At 49.7% G+C, this 17,550-nt stretch carries 17 protein-coding genes and 1 pseudogene; all 18 read right to left on the minus strand.

Annotated elements, in window-relative coordinates:
* Nucleotides 1–96: 96 nt before the first annotated feature.
* Nucleotides 97–315, minus strand: a pseudogene (locus FFM82_RS02555) (alcohol dehydrogenase catalytic domain-containing protein); the annotation flags it as partial.
* A 208-nt stretch (nucleotides 316–523) separates the two neighbouring features.
* Complete coding sequence (locus tag FFM82_RS02560) at nucleotides 524–2,026, minus strand: S41 family peptidase (RefSeq protein WP_137644311.1); 1,503 nt, start codon at nucleotides 2,024–2,026, stop codon at nucleotides 524–526.
* Nucleotides 2,027–2,055: 29 nt separating this feature from the next.
* On the minus strand, nucleotides 2,056–2,277 hold the full coding sequence (locus FFM82_RS02565) for a YozE family protein (RefSeq protein WP_137644312.1): 222 nt from the start codon (nucleotides 2,275–2,277) through the stop codon (nucleotides 2,056–2,058).
* A gap of 10 nt (nucleotides 2,278–2,287) precedes the next feature.
* Nucleotides 2,288–2,932, minus strand: coding sequence for a YpmS family protein (locus FFM82_RS02570; protein ID WP_137644313.1), 645 nt, complete (start codon nucleotides 2,930–2,932; stop codon nucleotides 2,288–2,290).
* Between the two features lie 22 nt (nucleotides 2,933–2,954).
* Complete coding sequence (locus tag FFM82_RS02575) at nucleotides 2,955–3,893, minus strand: SGNH/GDSL hydrolase family protein (RefSeq protein WP_137644314.1); 939 nt, start codon at nucleotides 3,891–3,893, stop codon at nucleotides 2,955–2,957.
* 94 nt (nucleotides 3,894–3,987) lie between these two features.
* The gene (locus FFM82_RS02580) at nucleotides 3,988–4,836 is read right to left on the minus strand and encodes a DegV family protein (protein WP_137644315.1); all 849 of its coding nucleotides are present in this window, start codon (nucleotides 4,834–4,836) and stop codon (nucleotides 3,988–3,990) included.
* A 105-nt stretch (nucleotides 4,837–4,941) separates the two neighbouring features.
* Nucleotides 4,942–5,430, minus strand: a complete 489-nt coding sequence (locus FFM82_RS02585) for a dihydrofolate reductase (protein ID WP_137644316.1) — start codon at nucleotides 5,428–5,430, stop codon at nucleotides 4,942–4,944.
* Nucleotides 5,431–5,544: 114 nt separating this feature from the next.
* Entirely contained in the window at nucleotides 5,545–6,495 is a 951-nt protein-coding gene (locus tag FFM82_RS02590) for a thymidylate synthase (protein ID WP_137644317.1), read from the minus strand.
* Nucleotides 6,496–6,506: 11 nt separating this feature from the next.
* The gene (locus FFM82_RS02595) at nucleotides 6,507–8,405 is read right to left on the minus strand and encodes an ABC-F family ATP-binding cassette domain-containing protein (protein ID WP_137644318.1); all 1,899 of its coding nucleotides are present in this window, start codon (nucleotides 8,403–8,405) and stop codon (nucleotides 6,507–6,509) included.
* A 176-nt stretch (nucleotides 8,406–8,581) separates the two neighbouring features.
* Nucleotides 8,582–9,049, minus strand: a complete 468-nt coding sequence (locus tag FFM82_RS02600) for a hypothetical protein (RefSeq protein WP_137644319.1) — start codon at nucleotides 9,047–9,049, stop codon at nucleotides 8,582–8,584.
* A gap of 56 nt (nucleotides 9,050–9,105) precedes the next feature.
* Entirely contained in the window at nucleotides 9,106–10,329 is a 1,224-nt protein-coding gene (locus FFM82_RS02605; RefSeq protein WP_137644320.1) for a CCA tRNA nucleotidyltransferase, read from the minus strand.
* On the minus strand, nucleotides 10,326–11,111 hold the full coding sequence (dapB, locus tag FFM82_RS02610) for a 4-hydroxy-tetrahydrodipicolinate reductase (RefSeq protein WP_137644321.1): 786 nt from the start codon (nucleotides 11,109–11,111) through the stop codon (nucleotides 10,326–10,328). The genes FFM82_RS02605 and dapB overlap by 4 nt, the downstream gene beginning before the upstream one ends.
* Before the next feature lie 141 nt (nucleotides 11,112–11,252).
* Complete coding sequence (locus tag FFM82_RS02615) at nucleotides 11,253–12,050, minus strand: Cof-type HAD-IIB family hydrolase (RefSeq protein ID WP_137644322.1); 798 nt, start codon at nucleotides 12,048–12,050, stop codon at nucleotides 11,253–11,255.
* Nucleotides 12,051–12,105: 55 nt separating this feature from the next.
* The gene (locus FFM82_RS02620) at nucleotides 12,106–13,374 is read right to left on the minus strand and encodes a tetratricopeptide repeat protein (RefSeq protein WP_137644323.1); all 1,269 of its coding nucleotides are present in this window, start codon (nucleotides 13,372–13,374) and stop codon (nucleotides 12,106–12,108) included.
* Nucleotides 13,375–13,554: 180 nt separating this feature from the next.
* Nucleotides 13,555–13,830: a non-specific DNA-binding protein Hbs gene (gene hbs / locus FFM82_RS02625; RefSeq protein WP_003640587.1), complete on the minus strand. Its 276-nt coding sequence runs from the start codon at nucleotides 13,828–13,830 to the stop codon at nucleotides 13,555–13,557.
* Nucleotides 13,831–14,083: 253 nt separating this feature from the next.
* Nucleotides 14,084–15,394, minus strand: coding sequence for a ribosome biogenesis GTPase Der (gene der, locus FFM82_RS02635; protein WP_137644325.1), 1,311 nt, complete (start codon nucleotides 15,392–15,394; stop codon nucleotides 14,084–14,086).
* A gap of 92 nt (nucleotides 15,395–15,486) precedes the next feature.
* Nucleotides 15,487–16,773, minus strand: coding sequence for a 30S ribosomal protein S1 (gene rpsA / locus FFM82_RS02640; RefSeq protein WP_137644326.1), 1,287 nt, complete (start codon nucleotides 16,771–16,773; stop codon nucleotides 15,487–15,489).
* A 90-nt stretch (nucleotides 16,774–16,863) separates the two neighbouring features.
* Nucleotides 16,864–17,547 carry a (d)CMP kinase gene (gene cmk / locus FFM82_RS02645; RefSeq protein ID WP_137644327.1) on the minus strand — a complete coding sequence of 228 codons (684 nt, stop codon included), beginning with the start codon at nucleotides 17,545–17,547 and terminating at the stop codon, nucleotides 16,864–16,866.
* Between the last annotated feature and the right edge of the window lie 3 nt (nucleotides 17,548–17,550).

The raw sequence follows: 17,550 nt of genomic DNA on the forward strand, positions 1-17,550 counted from the left end.
TGCTTGGCTTAAAGTCGTGTCCACCACGTTCCAGCCGCTTTAGGACCAACCGGCAAGGCGGAAAGTTTCCACTATCCGGGCTTGACTAATCGTAGGAAACGGGGCGATGACAAAATCACCCGGCTTAACGGTCGTAATGGCGTCACCCACTTCCTCAACGATCCCAATGGCTTCGTGCCCGTCGTTGACCGAATGGGGCGCCTTTTGATCGCCCTGCGCGTAGGACCAGAGATCCGACCCACAAACACAGGTCCGGACAATTTTAATAATCACGTCATCCGCGACCTTAAGGACGGGTTGAGCCACGTCTTCCACTTCAACTTAACCAGCTTTTTCAAACACTGCAGCTTTCATTTGAATCACCATCAATTGCTACCGTTACGGGTAAGCAACCGTTTCCTTTCATATCAAATTCACTACCATTATATCGTTAACTTAACTAAAAATAAACGGTCGACCCTTGCCGTATCAGGCCACAAAAAATGCCCGTACCGGGCAACCGGTATGAACATTTCAAATCAGCTTATTTAGTTTTAGCAATCAACTTCATCGCGGCGTCGTACGCCTTATCGTTGGCGTTGATTTTCCTAGCGAGTTCGGTCTCAATCGCGGCTAAGGTCTTCTTGTTGACCTTACCATCCGCCGTTAACTTAGCGTGTTTCTGGTAGGCTTTAACCGCTTTGGTCGTTGAAACTCCGAAGTAACCGTTGGGCTTAGCTTTCAAGTAACCGAGCGCCTGCAAGTACTGCTGGAAGGTCTTAACGTTGGCGTTGACCTTGTCCGCCTGCAAGTCGCTTAACTTGCTGACGATCGTCAAGCTGGCGTAACTTGGTTCGGTTGCTTTAACATCCGGCGTCAGCCCCTTCTTGTTGATCCAGTTACCATTTGGCGTTAACCACTTAGCCACCGTGATCTTCATTTCGGTCTTGTCGTTAAACGAGGTCACCGTTTGAACGGTCCCCTTACCGTACGACTGGGCGCCGACTAATTTGACGCCGGACGCTTGGTGGAGGGCCGCCGAGAAAATTTCGGCAGCCGATGCACTACCCCCATCGATCATGACAACCGTTGGCTTCGTAACCTTGTAGCCACCGTCATACTTCTTGCCGGCGACGTATTTCTCACTTGAGCCATCGCGGGATTGCACCTGCATGATGGTCTTACCGTTCTTAACGAACATTGACGACATCTTCAACGCCGCCGTCATCAACCCACCCGGATTACCGCGCATGTCGATGACCAACTTCTTAGCACCCTTTTTATCGAGCGCCTTTAAAGCGGTCTTAAATTCCTTGGCGGTGTTGGTCGAGAAGGTCGAGACCGTCACGTAACCGATCTTCTTATCACCACCAACCAGTTTGTAATCCACGGTCGTAACCGGAATCTTTGCCCGCTTGAGCTTAACGGTAAACGTCGACGAGCCGCGTTGAATCTTCAACTTAACGGTCGTGCCGATTTTCCCGCGCATCAGGTTGACCGCTTCGGTCAGCGTCTTACCTGCAACCGACTTGCCGTCGACCGCCTGGATAACGTCCTTTGGCTTTAAACCAGCCTTTTTAGCGGGAGTACCCGCAATCGGTGAGATGATTTGAACGTAATGGCCCGACTTTTGAACCTGGGCCCCAATACCGGAAAACGAGCTATCGATCGTATCGTTTAAACTTTCGGTCTCGCTCTTATCCATGTACTCGGAAAACTTGTCGCCCAGCGAATTAACCATCCCGTTGATGGCGCCGTTGGCAAGCTTATTCTGGTTAACCGGTTGATAATAATTATCACTAATGGTTTCGTAGACCGCCTGAATCTTTTTCATCGCCTGGTTAGTTTGTTGCATACTGGCCAACTGTTGGTTGACCGAGCGACCAATAAATAACCAGGTCCCGCCGACCCCCACGATTAGGGCCACGATAATTGAAATTAAGTAGGTCCACAAACCGACCCGTTTCTTAGGCCGGTGGGACTTTTTCTTCAAGTGCGGATTAACTTTCTTATCCGGATCTTGTGGTTGTTGCTGTTCCTCTGACATGCCGAACTTCCTCCCTACAACGCTATTATTTAGGCTTCACTAGCCAGGTATTCCTGCCACGCCTCGTCAAAAATCGTCATCGTAGGTAAGTAACCGGCGTTTAGTTCCAAGTACTGCGAAACCTCGTGGAAGTCCTTACTTTGTTTTGGAAACGATTGGTCAAAGAACGCGTTATTGGCAAACTCCGCGACCGCTTCGGTACTGTCGGGGTTGCGTTGGGTCATTAAATACTGATAAAACGTTTTGTGCATGCCTTCACCCCTAATTTGTACTTGGTACGTGCATCTTAAACTGGAACTGTTGATTTGGTAAGTCGACCTTATCGACGCTATAACGCACGTCGTGTTTACCAACTAACTTGTTCAAGTAGAGGTTAATGGTCTTCTGCTTAGCGTTCAACTGGACCCAGCTTGGAATCTTGTAATTGTTATTGATGTAATTAATCACAAAACTAATTGGCAACGACATCGTGCCGACCGATAATTTAGTTGCCTTTAACGAAATGTTGCCGTCATCGATAACGCTTGGCTGCATCGTGATCACAAACGACACGTTTTGTCCGAGCACCTGGGTCGTGCCCAGTAAGTACGCCGCCTGTTTGCGAACCACGAAGCGGTACTTCATATCCTGACCCTTTTGCAGGTCTGCTAAGTAATAGCTCGCCAACGCGTTCAACTGCTTAGTCGTCATATTAATCGGAATGCTGGCCGCATCGTTACGCTGGCTACTCTTCAAGCTCGTCGTCTCAGCTGGTGAGCGGAACACTTGGGTACCAACGTAGGCCCCGGTTCCTAAGATTAACGCAATTAAGACGATGGCAACCCACTTCCATAAGTTGATTGGGCCGGAACCCGGCCGCTTAGCCTTGTTCGGGTCGTCTTTTTGCTGATGCTGTGCTTCCCGCATTTAAAGTCCTCCTTCCATGAAATTATTTTAATAACCAAGCCGAATGGGCCATCATTGTCCGGTACAGTTTATTGCTGAAGACCCGGTAGCCCTTTTTGTTCGGGTGAAAATTATCCTCAGTTGAAATCAGGTTATTCGTCTTACTTTCAGCCGCCAGGGCCTTGTTGATGGCCGCCGTATTAGTCAAGCTCGTCAGCGTCGTGCTGGACGAGTCCTTCTTCAGTTGATTGAGCTGCGCCGCCGTCTTGTACTGACCGTGCGACATCGTTGTATTAATGTTCATAAAGTAAGTCTTGGCGTAGTGACTAACGGTCGTTTGCGTCTGGTCGTTCCACTGGCTCACGTAATCACTGATTGACGTGACGTTGGGAAAATTGACGAAAACTGGGTTATAAATACTGAAAACAAACACCGAGGCCGACCCGTTCAATTGATGCAAACGATCAAACAACTTGGTCAGTTTAGTCGCGTAGGTCGTTTGGGCCTTCGCCACGGTCGCGTTATTTTTCGCCGCGTTATTCGACGTGATCGACCCTTCCAAGGTCTGCAATAAGTCGTTCCCACCGACCGTGACCGTTAAAACGTCGGCCTTGGCGATTGATTGTTGTAGCGTCTTGGACTTATTGATACGGGCTAAAATTTGGTCACTACGGTCGCCGGCTTTTCCGGCGTTAGTGGTGGTCACTTTCAACCCCTGCTTTTTCGTTAAGGTCTGCTTAATTTGGCCGACGAAACCGCCCTCGGCCTTATCGCCGATGCCTTCCGTCAACGAATCACCGACGGCCACTAGGCTAACTTGCTTTTTATGCGCCGGCGTTTTTTTCTTAGTCGTCTTAGCCGCCGTGGGTGCGGACTGACTACTATCGTGTGGCGTAGCCAGGTAGTTCACGCCAAAAAAAACGGCACCCGCTAATACCGCGACAACGAGCACGACCTTCAACGCTTCCCATACTTTTGCCATTGGCAATGCTCCCTTCAAAAATAGTCGCGTTATTCATACTTGTACTAACCCCATTCAAAGAAAAAAGGGGCGCCGGTTTCGCGTCCCCCGTTAATTATTGGACTTGCGTGTGGTATTCGACCGCAAAGGCACCGGGACCACCGTGGGTTGCGATGATTGGAACCGTCGGCTGCACACTGACCGTTAAACTTGGTAAGGCTGCTTGCAAGCGGGCCTTATATTCTTCGACCCGTTCGGTACAGCCAACGTGCGAAATGGCAACTTCGACCACGTTAGGCGTGGCAATGATGTCATCCAACACCTTGTCAAAGAACTTATTGATGGCTTTAACCCCGCGGCCCTTCATTTTCACGTCAAGCGTTCCGTTATCCACTTCAAGTGCAATCTTCACGTTCAATAAGGTACTGATGGCACCGGTCAAGCGACTGACCCGGCCACCCGCAACCAAGTTATTCAGCGTCATCACACCCATAAACAACTTGGTATGCGCCTGGGTCGCGTGAATGGCGTCGATCACCGCCTGCTTTTCAGCACCACTTTGCGCTAACTTCGCCGCCGCCTTAACTTGGAAGGCTAACGCGCGGTCAGTCGTCTTCGCGTCGATCACGGTAACGTCGGTTTTCGAAATCGAAGCCGCCTGTTCCGCCGTGTGCACCGTTCCGGAAATTGCTTCCAACATGTTGATACAAATCACGCTGGCGCCATCCGCACCTAACTTATCGAACGTTTCGATAAACGTTCCCAGCGCCGGTTGACTGGTTTTTGGCAGCGACTTGGCGGTCGCCATTTTACTAATGAAGTCCTCACGGGTAATCGTTTCGTCCTCCACGTAAATCGTCCCATCGATCATGACGGTTAACGGAATCACGGTAATATCGTATTTTTGAACCTCTTCGTCCGTTAAATTTGCCGAAGAATCGGTCACAATCTTGATTTTCGTCATACTTTGCCACGCTTTCTTATAATCGCAACGTTTACTCAACCGTTACAATAAATTAATGCTTTCAGTATAGCAGAAAAAACCGCTACTTTCACGATTCATGGCGAATTAACACCGCTCAAAATCATCGAATTCAAACGGATAGGGGTTCTTTTCGTCACGGATGCCAACTTCGTGCTGGACACACTGCCAGTCCGAATAATCAATTGCTGGCATCCACGTATCGCCACTAAAAGTCGCCTGAATTCGGGTACGGTATAACCGGTCCGCGAACGGTAAGACCGCCGCAAAGACCGCCGCCCCGCCGATGACAAAACAGGTTTCGGTCGGCGTTTTAGCTGCCAGTGCCCGCAGTTCCGTCAGCGAATGTAGTTGCCGCACCCCGGCCGGTAAGTCGAGCTGTTGGTGTGACAACACCCAGTTCGTCCGTCGGGGTAACGGCCGTTTAAAGCCCGCAAAGGTTTTGCGGCCCATCACAACGGCGTGACCGGTCGTCAACGCTTTAAACCGTTTTAAATCAGCCGGTAGGTGCCACGGCAATTGGCCATCCGCCCCGATCAGGCCATTTTGGTCCTCCGCCCATATCAATGCAATCATGTCGGTCCCCCTAATTAATACGTTAAGCAACGTTATCGGTTTAACTTTATTATAGCGCGTTGGCCACCCAAAACGGGCAGCGAACGCCAAGGTTAAGAAAACCTTCAATCAATCCTAAATGGCAACTGGTGCTTTAATTGCTGGCGCCGGGTCGTAACCTTCTAACTTAATATCCGCCATTTGGTAATCAAAGATGCTAGCGTGGGCCCCACTTAGGACCAACTTAGGCGCTGGTTTCGGTTGCCGGGTCAGCTGTTCTTTAACTTGGTCAACGTGGTTACGGTAAACGTGCGCGTCACCAAGCGTATGCACAAATTCGCCGACTGCCAACCCGCATTCCTTAGCGATCAAGTGCGTGAGTAGAGCGTAGCTAGCAATGTTGAACGGCACGCCTAAGAAGACGTCACCGGAACGCTGGTAGAGCTGACACGATAGCTTGCCATCCGCGACGTAAAATTGAAACAAGGTGTGACACGGTGGTAACGCCATGTTCGGCACGTCTTCCGGATTCCAAGCCGAAACGATCAGTCGCCGCGAATCGGGCGTCGTTTTAATCATCTGAATAACGTTGGCAATTTGATCGATGGTTTGCCCATTCCGGGTCTGCCAGTGCCGCCACTGTGCGCCGTAGACGTCACCCAGGTTGCCGAACTTAGCCGCAAAGGCGTCGTCGTTCACGATTTGCTCGTCAAACCGCTGCATCGTCGCTTGGTAAACCGGCTTAAACGCCGGGTCGTCTAAGCGGCGGTGTTCAAAGTTGGTCATGTCCGGACCGTCGTAATCGCTAGACGTCACCCAGTTTTTGAACGCCCATTCATCCCAAATGTGATTCCGGTGTTTTAGCAAGTATTGAATATTCGTGTCACCGTGTAAGAACCACAGTAATTCACTCTTGATCAGGCCAAACGGGACCTTTTTCGTCGTCAGTAACGGAAAGCCTTCCGCTAAGTTAAAGCGCATTTGGTAGCCAAAAACGCTGTAGGTTCCGGTTCCGGTCCGGTCGTCCTTATAAGTTCCGTGGTCTAAAATCGTTCGTGCTAATTGTAAGTAAGCCTCTTCTAACATGCTTGCTCCTCTCAGGCTTCGGCAAACTGGCTGAGGTAATCCCAGCGGTCCATCTTAGCGTCAATTTCTTGTTCGGTTTTGGTGAGGTCCTTTTGTAGGTCGGCTAACTTGCCATAATCACTGGCGTTCGCCGCCATGGCCTCTTCAACTTCAGTTTTATGGGCATCGAGTTTTTCAATGACGCCCTCGATCTTGTCGTACTCTAACTGTTCGGCGTAGGTCAGCTTGACCTTCTTTTTCGGTGCGTCCGCCGCCGGTTTAGCCGCGTGCTGCGTCTTAGCCGGTTTGGCCGTATTTTCAGCCTTATCCGCCTGCTTTCGCGCCTTTAAGTAGCTCGAAAAACGACCGGCATAGCGTTCGATCTTGCCCTGACCATCAAAAATCAGGAGTTTGTCGCCGACCTTATCCAGGAAGTAGCGGTCATGGGAAACGGTAATGACCGTCCCGGCAAAATCACTCAGGTAGTTTTCTAAAACCGTCAAGGTCCCGATATCCAAGTCGTTGGTCGGTTCGTCGAGTAACAGGACGTTCGGTTGCTGCATCAGTAACTTCAGTAAGTATAACCGCCGCTGTTCACCACCGGATAGCTTGCGAATCAGGGTACCGTGCATCGAGCGTGGAAACAGGAATTCTTCCAATAACTCGGTGACTGAAACGTGCTCGCCCTGCTTATTCCGGACGGTCTCGCCGACTTCCTGCAAATAGTTAATGATCCGCTTATCGCCCGGAATCGGTTCGGTCTGTTGCGTATAGTAGGCCATCTTGACGGTCTCACCGATCGTGACCGTACCGGAATCCAACGGTAAACGACCGGCGATCACGTTCAGTAAACTCGATTTACCGGCACCGTTCATCCCGGTGATCCCGATGCGGTCGTTGGCCTGAATCAACAGCGAAAAGTCGTTTAAAATTTGGTGACCGTCAAATTTAAGGGATGCATTTTTTAACTCGATCACTTTTTTCCCCAACCGTTGTTGGCCTAACGAAATATCAACGTCGTGGTCGACTTGCAACGTGTTTAAGTTAGCTTTCAAATCGTTAAAGCGGTTGATGCGGCCCTGTTGCTTGGTACTACGGGCCGGGGCCCCGGCCCGCATCCACGCCAGTTCCTTTTTATAAAGCTGCTGTTGCTTATGTTCAGCGGTAATGTCGCGGGCGACCCGTTCGGCCTTCGCCTGAACGAAATCTTGATAGTTCCCGGTATACTTATAAAGTTCACCAAACGATAATTCAAACATTTGGTTAGCAACTTGATCCAGGAAGTACCGGTCGTGGGTCACCACGATCAAAGCGCCCTTGTAAGCTGCTAAATAGGATTCCAGCCACTCGATTGAATCAAAATCAAGGTGGTTGGTCGGTTCGTCCAGCAATAACAGATCCGGTGCCTGAATTAGGACTTGGGCTAACCCGACCCGCTTTTGCTGCCCACCGGACATTTGGCCGACAACTTGCGTCAGGTCAGTAATGTGCAGTTGGGTCAAAATGGTCTTAACGTCACTTTCAGCGGTCCAGGCGTCTTCCTGATTCATCCGCGCTTCCGCGTCAACGTAAGCTTGCTGGGTCGCCGGGTCTTCCGGCGCATCGGCGTAAGCCGCTAGCGTCTGTTCGTAGTGACGAATCGTACGAAAAACTTTTTGGCTACCGGCCAAAACGGCGTCGATCACCGTTAACTGTTCATCCAATTCCGGCCGTTGTTTTAAATAACCGATCGTGTAGTTTTTCGGCTTGACCAGTTCGCCGGCTTCCGGCGCGGTCACCCCTGCTAATACGTCTAGCAAGTTGGTCTTTCCGGACCCGTTGACCCCGATCACACCGATCCGGTCATGTTCGTTCACGATAAACGAAATATCGCGAAATAACGTCTTCTCACCGTATGTTCGGGTCAGATGTTCTGCTCTTAGCGTTTGCATTTTTTACAATCCACCCCTTTTAATCATTAAGTTCTATCTTAGCTAGAAAATGGTAAAAACACAATAGAAGCGCCGCTGGCTCCGCGGCTAAAATTTGGCTGGACACTAAAAAATCACACCGTCAGCATTTTTCATCCAACGGTGTGATTCAACTAGGCTTTTAATGAACGACGGGCTTAAACCGTCCCTGGACGGTCGTTATCCCCATAAATGTCGATAACGGTCCGGGAGTCGTCAACAACTAAGTGTAGACGCCCATCTTTAGAAATCGAGCTGGTTTGATAAACGTTATCGATACCATCAACGTCCTTAGCCTTAAATGGTAAGTAAACTTGTTCGCTTTCACGTTCATCACCAAACAAAATATCAATCTTTTCAATATCTTGATTCAAGGTAACCCGTTCAAACATCCCGCTAGTTACCGTTGATAATTCGGTTGAATCCGGATCGACCGCGTCGGCGTCCGGCTTAAATTCAGCCTTGAAGGATTTGCAAGGGTGAATAATCGTCATTTTACCACCCTTAATGCGGCCGTAACTGGTAGTGACCCGGCCGATCCACAAGTCAGAAATATCTTGATGGTCAACGACCCAGGTATCGCCATTCCGAAAATGAAATTTTAACGCTTCTAGTGCTCGTTCCATTCTAATCACCTCATTAAATTTGTTTCACCTTTATCGTACCAGATTCATAGAAAATATCAATCACTTTTTGAATCCGCTACCATCCGTGCAAAATCAAGTAATTCGGCTCGTTCATTTTTCACTTTTCCGTTGATAACGGCGGCTAAGCAGGCCGCCAAAATTTGACCCATTGCCGGTCCCGGTGTAACCAGGCCCGCGCGCAGTAAGTCCCCGCCGTTCACAGCTAATTCGTGCTTATCGTGAATCGGGAGTGCCGAGTAGGCTTGGTCCAGCTCAGCCTGTGATTGGCCGAAGCCCAGTAGCGTTGCGACCTGGTTAGCGGTTTTTAAAGCCGTGTGGCCAACGTCGAAGTTCTCACGGGCCGTCAGTCGTCCGTACGCTTTTAACGCCGCTAACGCGTGGCTAGCCGCCTCAACGTGCATAATCAACTCGTTGCTGGTTTTCCAAGCCTTTAATAGCCGACTAATTTGCTGCCGCTCGCGGCAGCCGGTCAGCCAAGCCATCAGCGTCCAAGCACTAGCCGTGTCGGGCAGTTGCCAATCCGGTAAGTCGCACAAGGTGACTAACGCTGCACGCTGGTCCGCCATTTTCGGCATGTAACGGTACAAGTCGGTCGCTAACAGCGCAGCTAGCCCGCGCTTAGGGGCTTGCCCCGTCAAAAGCTTTTCCCACTCGACCCGGGTTCGTTCGACCGCAATCTTACTTAATAAGGCCGCGTTATCCTGAATTGCCCGTTCAGTCGTGGATTCAATATCGAAGTCCAGTTGACTGGCAAAGCGGATCGCCCGCATCATCCGTAGTGCGTCTTCGTGAAAACGGTCTTCGGCCACGCCGACCGCCCGCAAGACACCGGCCTTCAAATCGGCAAGTCCGTCAAATAAATCAACGACTTCCCCGGAAGTCTTCATGGCCAGCGCGTTAATCGTAAAGTCGCGGCGCTGCAAGTCTTGTTGTAACGACCGGACAAAGGTGACCGAATCCGGCCGCCGGTAGTCCTGATAACTCGACTCAGTCCGAAAAGTCGTCGTTTCGTAACCGGTACCGTGGTCCAAAATCATCACGGTGCCGTGCTCGATCCCGGTATCAACGGTTCGCTTGAACAGCGCCTTGACCTCGGCCGGAAAGGCGCTGGTCGCGATGTCCACGTCGTGCAGCGGTTTGCCTAGAATCGTATCCCGCACGCAACCACCAACGAAGTAGGCTTCGTAACCGGCCGCGGTAATCGTGTCGAGCACCGGGCGGGCCGCCTCAAACTCTGGTGGTAACTGGGTCAAAATCATAGTAAGTGCTCCAAACCGACGAACAGTTCGTGGTATTGGTTAACCTTTTCAACCGCCACTTTAACCCCGGTCATAAACGAAATCCGGTCAAACGAATCTTGCCGAATCGTTAACCCTTCACCGGGGCCGCCAAACATGACTTCTTCGTGAGCGACTAAGCCGGGCAGCCGAACCGCGTGAATCCGCATGCCTTCATAATCGGCACCGCGGGCTCCCGGTAAGGTTTCGGTCGCCTTCGGGTTACCTTGTAGCTTCGGCTTGCGAACTTCAGCAATCTTTTTGGCCGTACTGATGGCCGTCCCACTTGGCGAGTCGATCTTATCATCGTGGTGCATTTCAATGATTTCAACGTCCGGGAAGTACTTGGCCGCCTGTTGGGCAAATTGCATCAGCAATACGGCGCTGATCCCAAAGTTCGGGGCGATCAGGCCGCCGACCTTTTTCTCCTTAGCCAATGCCTGTAAGTTCGAAACTTGTTCGTCAGTCATCCCGGTGGTCCCGATAACCGGTGAAATACCGTGATTCAACGCAAAGGTCGCGTTTTCGTAAACGGCAGTCGGTACCGTAAAGTCGATCCAAACGGTCGCGTTAGTATCGATGGCGTCCAGTGAATGGAACGCGGGCACGTCCTGACCCTTAAAGCGGTCGTCTTCATTTAAATTCTTATCCTGACTACGGGCGTCGTAAACCCCGACCAAGTTAAAATCCGGGGTATCGATCACCATTTGAGCAGCCGTACTACCCATCCGACCCTTATAGCCGGCAACAATTACGTTTACCACAAAAATTCCTCCTAAATAGTTCAATCTAATTATATTTTAACAGACCCGCGCAGGTTTCGGCACTATCACGTTGCCGATTAACCGAAATCTAGGCAAACAAAAAACGTTGGTCGCGTGGCCAACGTTTTTACGCACTATTTGTTAAATAAACAGGTCCAGCGTTGCCAAGACCCCGTCATGGTTATTATCAAGTGCCGTGACGTAGTTGGCCACCCGTTTAACTTCCGGAATCGCATTCAACATCGCGTAGCTGTATACCGCGTCACTCAGCATTTCGATGTCGTTGCCGTTGTCACCAAAGGCCGCCGTTTCGGCCTTACTGATCTGCCAATGGTCCTGTAAATAGGCTAAGCCCGCCGCCTTATTCACGTGCGGTGGAATGACGTCCAAACCATTACCACCACTGACGGTCGCCCGCAAGCGGCCGGCAAAGTGCTGATTAATGGCAGCTGCGTGGGCGTTGGCGTCGCCGTCTTCCCAGCTAAAATTAGCCTTATAAATATGGTCATCGACGTCCTTTAAATCGTTAACAATCGTGATGTCACTTAAAAAGTACCGCATCGTCGGGTCATCGTCTTGGGGCCGAATATAGCCACCGTGGCGCCCCGATAACGACCGCCGCGCCCCGATTAGCCCGGGCGTCGTATCAATGTACGTTAATAACTCGTGTAATAGCGGTAAGGCGATCAGGCTTTCATGCAGAACCTGCCCGCGACTATCCATGATCAGACCGCCATTTTCAGCGACGTAGGTCAAATCACCCTGGACCCCGTCAAACACGTCGACGCAGTGTTGGAGTTGATTCCCACTCGCCACGACAAAGTGTTGGCCCTGCGCACTTAGTTGATCCAACTGGGCTTGAAAACGCGGCTGGTCAAACTGCCGGTCATCGCGCAAAAAGGTGCCGTCAATATCACTGGCAAAGAGTTTAATTTGCATCGCATCCACTTCCTGACTATTAGTTATTAAGTTCATTGTATCAAACTAATAATGATTAGTAACCCTGGTCCTCGTAATCCTCCAACATCGCAACCATTTCGCCGTCTTCCGGTACGATCTCCAAGTAGTTCCGCAACGCGGCGACCGCCTGTTCGGCCATGCCCGCTTCACGGAAAAAGTAAATAGCGGGTTTCAGGAAGTCTTCATTATGCTCAAAGAACGGGTAGGCCGCCAAATAGTTTTCCTTAGCCGCCTTAAAGTTGTCCAATTGGTCATTGGAAACGGCCAGGTTCCAATAAAACTGCGGGTCAAATTCGTTACTTTGTAAGTATTGATCTAACAGATCCACGTTATCCTGGAAACGTTCGCGTTGCACTAATAAGTTCGAAAGTTCTAAGACGGTCGTTAAATTATCGGGATCGATACTTAATCCTTCCCGCAGGTACTTCTCGGCAAGCTCTTGATCGTCCAATTTCAGCGCTAAGCGGGCCGTTCGCAAGTAAAGCTGCTCGTTATACTGGTCAACGGCTAACCCTTCTTGCAGCGTCAATAATGCCGCGTCTAACTGATGGAGCTGTTCCTGAGCTTCTGCTAGGTACGGGTAGACCGAGGCGTACTGGGAATCCTGTTCCCGTAATTTATTGAACGTATCGATGGCCTTACGCGGTTCGTTTAATTGTAAATAGGTGAAGCCCAATTCAAAGCGACTGTCCGGTGTTAGCTTGGCGGGTTTGATTTGTTCCAGGTAACCAACGGCCTGTTCAAAGCGGCCGGCTTCGGCGTAGCTCACACCCAGTCGTTCCACCAAGTTAACCCGTGAAATTTCTAAATGCCCACGCTTGATCAGGTTCAAATAGAAATTAATGGCCTTATTATAGTTCCGAATTAAGAAATAAAACTCCGCCAGTGCAAACGCGACAATCGGTTCGTCGGGCGCCAATTTATAAGCCTCAATCAGCTTTTGCTCACTTACTTCGAATAATTCCTGGGTCTGGTACAGGTCGGCCTCCACTAACAAAGCCTGAACGTAGGCCGGCGAATCCGGCTTGACCTGGTGTAAGTAGTCTAACGCGAGGTCGGTGTCACCCTCGTCGATTGCGACGTCGGCTAAGCCGGTTTTCAAATCATCTTCGTCCGGATACTTTGCCAGTAATTTTTTATAAGTCCGCGCCGACTGCTTTAAAAAGCCCAGCCCGTAAAGTTCTTCAGCCAAACTGAACAGCGTGTCGTCATCGTCTTTTCGTAACGCCCACGCAAAGTGCTTCTTAGCCGTTTCCAACTGACCGCTGGAAAGCGCGGCCAACATTTTTTCTGAGTAAGACATACGCCACTCCTTCAATGTAAAGCGTTCAACGAATACTTGCTACTCGCTGAAGCGCCCACGTTTTAATAATTTCCGTTAACCGATCGTGGTTAATCCGATTAATAATCATACCGCAAAAGACACCAAAAAAGCCAGTATAACGTTTGCTATACCGGCTTAAAAGTTTGCACTTTAATGGAACTATTTAACTGCATCCTTTAAAGCTTTCCCCGGCTTAAACGCAGGTACTTTGCTTGCAGGAATTTGGATTTCATCACCAGTTTGTGGGTTACGGCCCTTACGAGCAGCACGTTCACGTACTTCGAAGTTACCAAATCCGATCAGTTGAACTTTTTCACCCTTTGCAAGAGTGTCTTGGATTGATGCAAAGACTGCGTCAACTGCAGCGGTTGCGTCTTTCTTAGTTAAGTTAGTTGCAGCAGCAACGTTGTTAACTAATTCAGCTTTGTTTGCCATGTTTGATTCACCTCCCCTTTACAGAGTGAAGATGTAGAAGTCTTTTTTAGTTTGACGTACATCCAGATGATCATTTTTGAGTGGTCCAAAAATGAGAGAAACGATGACAAGCACCATTTCTTCATCAAAGATAGCATAGGAATGCTGTAATGGCAAGCTTTTTTAGGGTTTTTGCCCAAAATCACCGAAATGAGCGATAATTATTTACAAGCGTTCTCAATTATGCTAAAATGCCGTCTTCACGCGGTTTAGCCTACTTTCGGCGCCGCTCGATCATGTGGATCGGTGTCCCGGTAAAACCAAAGGCGTTTCTAATTTGATTTTCCAAGAACCGCTCGTATGAAAAGTGCATCATATCTGGGTCGTTAACAAAAACGACGAAGGTCGGCGGCTGAATGGCCACCTGGGTCGCGTAGTAGACCCGCAGGCGCTTCCCGTTATCACTCGGCGTCGGGTTCATGGCAATGGCGTCCATAATCACGTCGTTTAAGACGGAAGACTGAATCCGCCGGGTGTGGTTGGTGTGGACCTTCTTGATCAGCGCGGGCAACTGGCCCAGCCGCTGAGTGGTCTTTGCCGAAACGAAGATGATCGGTGCGTAGCTCAGGTAAACAAACTGGTCACGGATGTAAGCTTCAAACTCCTGCATCGTGTGGTTATCTTTCTTAACCAAATCCCACTTGTTGACCACGATAATGATCGCCTTACCCGCTTCGTGGGCGTAACCTGCGACCCGCTTATCCTGCTCGCGAATCCCTTCTTCACCGTTGATAACGAAGAGGGCAACGTCACTATTATCAATCGCCTTTAACGCCCGCATCACACTATAGCGTTCGGTGTTTTCGTAGACCTTACCCTTTTTACGGATTCCGGCGGTATCGACCATGACGAACCGGTCCCCGTCCTCGTCGGTAAACTTCGTATCGATCGCATCCCGGGTCGTTCCGGCCACGTCCGACACAATCACCCGGTCTTCACCTAATAAAGCGTTCACGATGGAGGATTTACCAACATTGGGCCGACCAATTAAGCTAAAGCGAATCGTGCCGGGGTCGTCTTCACCGCTCTTATCCGGAAAGTTCTTAATCACGGCGTCGAGTAGGTCCCCAAGACCAATCCCGTGCGCTCCGGATAACGGGTACGGATCGCCAAAGCCAAGCGAGTAAAAGTCGTAGATTTCCGACCGCAACTCGGGATTATCAACCTTATTTACCGCGAGCACGACCGGTTTATTGGACCGGTATAAAATCTGGGCGACGTGTTCGTCAGCGTCGGTAACCCCTTCTTTGATGCTGACCAAATAAATGATCACGTCGGCCTCATCGATTGCGATTTCGGCCTGTTCCGTTATTTGCTTAATAAACGGTGCGTCTTCAATGTCGATCCCACCGGTATCAATTAAACTAAACGGCTGACCTAACCACTCACTATTCGCATAGATTCGGTCACGGGTGACCCCCGGCGTATCTTCGACGATTGAGATCCGGTCACCGGCAATCCGGTTAAAAATCGTTGACTTACCCACGTTTGGGCGCCCAACGATGGCGACAACTGGTTTTGCCATCTTAATTCCTCCCTTACTTCAAAAAATCATATTCATAAAAAAATATCCTTCAAGGCAAGCTTGAAGGGTATTTTTTCAACAGTCAATGATGACTAGTTGTCATCGTTGTGTTCGGCTTTCTTCAATTCGTTACCGATCAAATCACCTAACGTAAACCCACTTTGTTCTTCAGGCGCGTTAGCCGTTGAACGTTCGCTAGCAGTCCGGTTGTCGCGATTGTTGTTACGACGACGGTTGTTGCTTGGACGACGTTCTGCTTGGCCTTCTTCACCTTCAGCAGCTTGTGGCTTTTCTTCTAAGGCTTTGATTGATAAAGCTAAACGCTTTTCGTCAGGACGAACATCTAAGACCTTAACTTTAATTTCCTGACCAACCTTTAAAACGTCGTTAGGCGTTGCAATGTGTTGGTGTGAAATTTGAGAAATGTGAACTAAACCTTCAACGCCAGGGAAGACTTCAACGAAGGCCCCAAAGCTAGTCAAACGTTTAACTTTCCCATCAAGAACGGCACCCTGTGGCGCTTTTTCTTCAATACCATCCCAAGGTTCTGGTAAGGTCGCCTTGATTGATAATGAAACCCGTTCGCGGTCAGCGTCAACGGATAAAATCTTAACCTTAACTTCTTGGCCAACCTTCAAGACGTCGGCTGGCTTTTCAACCCGTTCGTATGAAATTTCTGAAACGTGAACTAACCCGTCAATGCCACCAAGGTCAACGAAGGCCCCAAAGTTGGTCAAACGAGCAACCTTACCTTCAACCGTTTCACCGGCAGTTAAGGTCTTCAACGCTTCTTCACGTTGTGCTTCACGTTGCTTTTCAACAACGGCACGGTGTGATAAAATCAGGCGATTTTCGCTTGGTTCAATTTCAATAATCTTAAGTTCAAGTTCCTTGCCCTTATAGGCGTTTAAATCTTCAACGTAATGATCATCAATCATTGAGGCAGGGATGAAGCCACGAACACCAGCGTCAACGACTAACCCACCCTTAACAACTTGCGTAACCGGGGCTTTGATCGTGTGACCCGCTTCGTATTCTTTTTCAACATCGTCCCAAACTTTGCGAGCTTCTAACCGACGATGTGACAGTAAGTAACTGCCGTTTTCTTTGTCGCTGCCAATCCGAGAAATGACAACCAAGTCTAAGACGTCACCAACTTTGGCAACTTCATTGACATCGTTAACCCGTTGCGTTGAGAGTTCTTTCAAAGGAACGACCCCTTCAACCCCGGTACCTTGGATACCAACAATAACTTGCTTGTCGTCGTCAATTGCTAAGACTTCACCCTTAACAACGTCACCGACGTTAACTTCTTCAACGCTGTTTAAGGCGTCCAAAAGTTCTTTTTTCTCATTTTGACTGTTTTCGTTTTCACTCATGCAAATTTCCTCCTGTCAACAATAACTCTAACCTATATCATAGCTGAAAATGATATGAAAAGCTAGCTAAAAGCATTAAGTTAATGCAATTTAGATTGTTGAACTTTGTTTTTTGATAATTTCTGCGATCGTTGTAACCACTTCTTCAATTGACATCGGGGTCGTATCGACCTCGATAGCGTCTTGCGCCTTCGTCAAAGGTGAGACCTTGCGCGTCGAATCTTTATGATCACGCAATTCGATTTCAGCCTGGAGCTGAGCCAAGGGCGTCTCGATGCCCTTTTTAATGTTTTCCGCGTAACGGCGCTTGGCCCGTTCCGCTGCCGACGCAACCAAGAAAATTTTGACCTGGGCGTGCGGTAAAACGGTGGTGCCAATGTCGCGACCGTCCATTACGATCCCACCGGCCGCAGCCATTTCGCGCTGCTGGTCGGTCAAGATGGTCCGGACTTGCGGTAAGGCCGCAATCGTGGAGACGTTATTGGTCACGTCCGGTTGACGAATGGCCATCGTAATATCCTGGTCGTTAGCAAAGACTAACTGATCGGGGTCTCCGGGTTTAAAGCCGATTTTTAACGACTGCATTGCCGCGGTAACCGCCGCTTCATCAGACAAATCGACGCCCCGCTGCATCGCCCAAAAGGTAACGGCCCGGTACATCGCACCGGTGTCGACGTAAATGTACCCAAAGCGCTTTGCAACGAGCTTAGCCACGGTGCTTTTACCCGCCGAAGCCGGCCCGTCAATGGCAACTTGTAGTGCTTGTTCAGCCATTAA

The sequence above is a fragment of the Lactiplantibacillus plajomi genome (genome assembly GCF_005405405.1).
Lineage (GTDB): Bacteria > Bacillota > Bacilli > Lactobacillales > Lactobacillaceae > Lactiplantibacillus > Lactiplantibacillus plajomi.

Excerpts from the sequence above, each read along its gene's own strand:
- FFM82_RS02560 (WP_137644311.1), bottom strand. The coding sequence starts at position 2,026 with ATGTCAGAGGAACAGCAACAACCACAAGATCCGGATAAGAAAGTTAAT.
- FFM82_RS02565 (WP_137644312.1), bottom strand. The coding sequence starts at position 2,277 with ATGCACAAAACGTTTTATCAGTATTTAATGACCCAACGCAACCCCGAC.
- FFM82_RS02570 (WP_137644313.1), bottom strand. The coding sequence starts at position 2,932 with ATGCGGGAAGCACAGCATCAGCAAAAAGACGACCCGAACAAGGCTAAG.
- FFM82_RS02575 (WP_137644314.1), bottom strand. The coding sequence starts at position 3,893 with ATGGCAAAAGTATGGGAAGCGTTGAAGGTCGTGCTCGTTGTCGCGGTA.
- FFM82_RS02580 (WP_137644315.1), bottom strand. The coding sequence starts at position 4,836 with ATGACGAAAATCAAGATTGTGACCGATTCTTCGGCAAATTTAACGGAC.
- FFM82_RS02585 (WP_137644316.1), bottom strand. The coding sequence starts at position 5,430 with ATGATTGCATTGATATGGGCGGAGGACCAAAATGGCCTGATCGGGGCG.
- FFM82_RS02590 (WP_137644317.1), bottom strand. The coding sequence starts at position 6,495 with ATGTTAGAAGAGGCTTACTTACAATTAGCACGAACGATTTTAGACCAC.
- FFM82_RS02595 (WP_137644318.1), bottom strand. The coding sequence starts at position 8,405 with ATGCAAACGCTAAGAGCAGAACATCTGACCCGAACATACGGTGAGAAG.
- FFM82_RS02600 (WP_137644319.1), bottom strand. The coding sequence starts at position 9,049 with ATGGAACGAGCACTAGAAGCGTTAAAATTTCATTTTCGGAATGGCGAT.
- FFM82_RS02605 (WP_137644320.1), bottom strand. The coding sequence starts at position 10,329 with ATGATTTTGACCCAGTTACCACCAGAGTTTGAGGCGGCCCGCCCGGTG.
- FFM82_RS02615 (WP_137644322.1), bottom strand. The coding sequence starts at position 12,050 with ATGCAAATTAAACTCTTTGCCAGTGATATTGACGGCACCTTTTTGCGC.
- FFM82_RS02620 (WP_137644323.1), bottom strand. The coding sequence starts at position 13,374 with ATGTCTTACTCAGAAAAAATGTTGGCCGCGCTTTCCAGCGGTCAGTTG.
- hbs (WP_003640587.1), bottom strand. The coding sequence starts at position 13,830 with ATGGCAAACAAAGCTGAATTAGTTAACAACGTTGCTGCTGCAACTAAC.
- der (WP_137644325.1), bottom strand. The coding sequence starts at position 15,394 with ATGGCAAAACCAGTTGTCGCCATCGTTGGGCGCCCAAACGTGGGTAAG.
- rpsA (WP_137644326.1), bottom strand. The coding sequence starts at position 16,773 with ATGAGTGAAAACGAAAACAGTCAAAATGAGAAAAAAGAACTTTTGGAC.
- cmk (WP_137644327.1), bottom strand. The coding sequence starts at position 17,547 with ATGGCTGAACAAGCACTACAAGTTGCCATTGACGGGCCGGCTTCGGCG.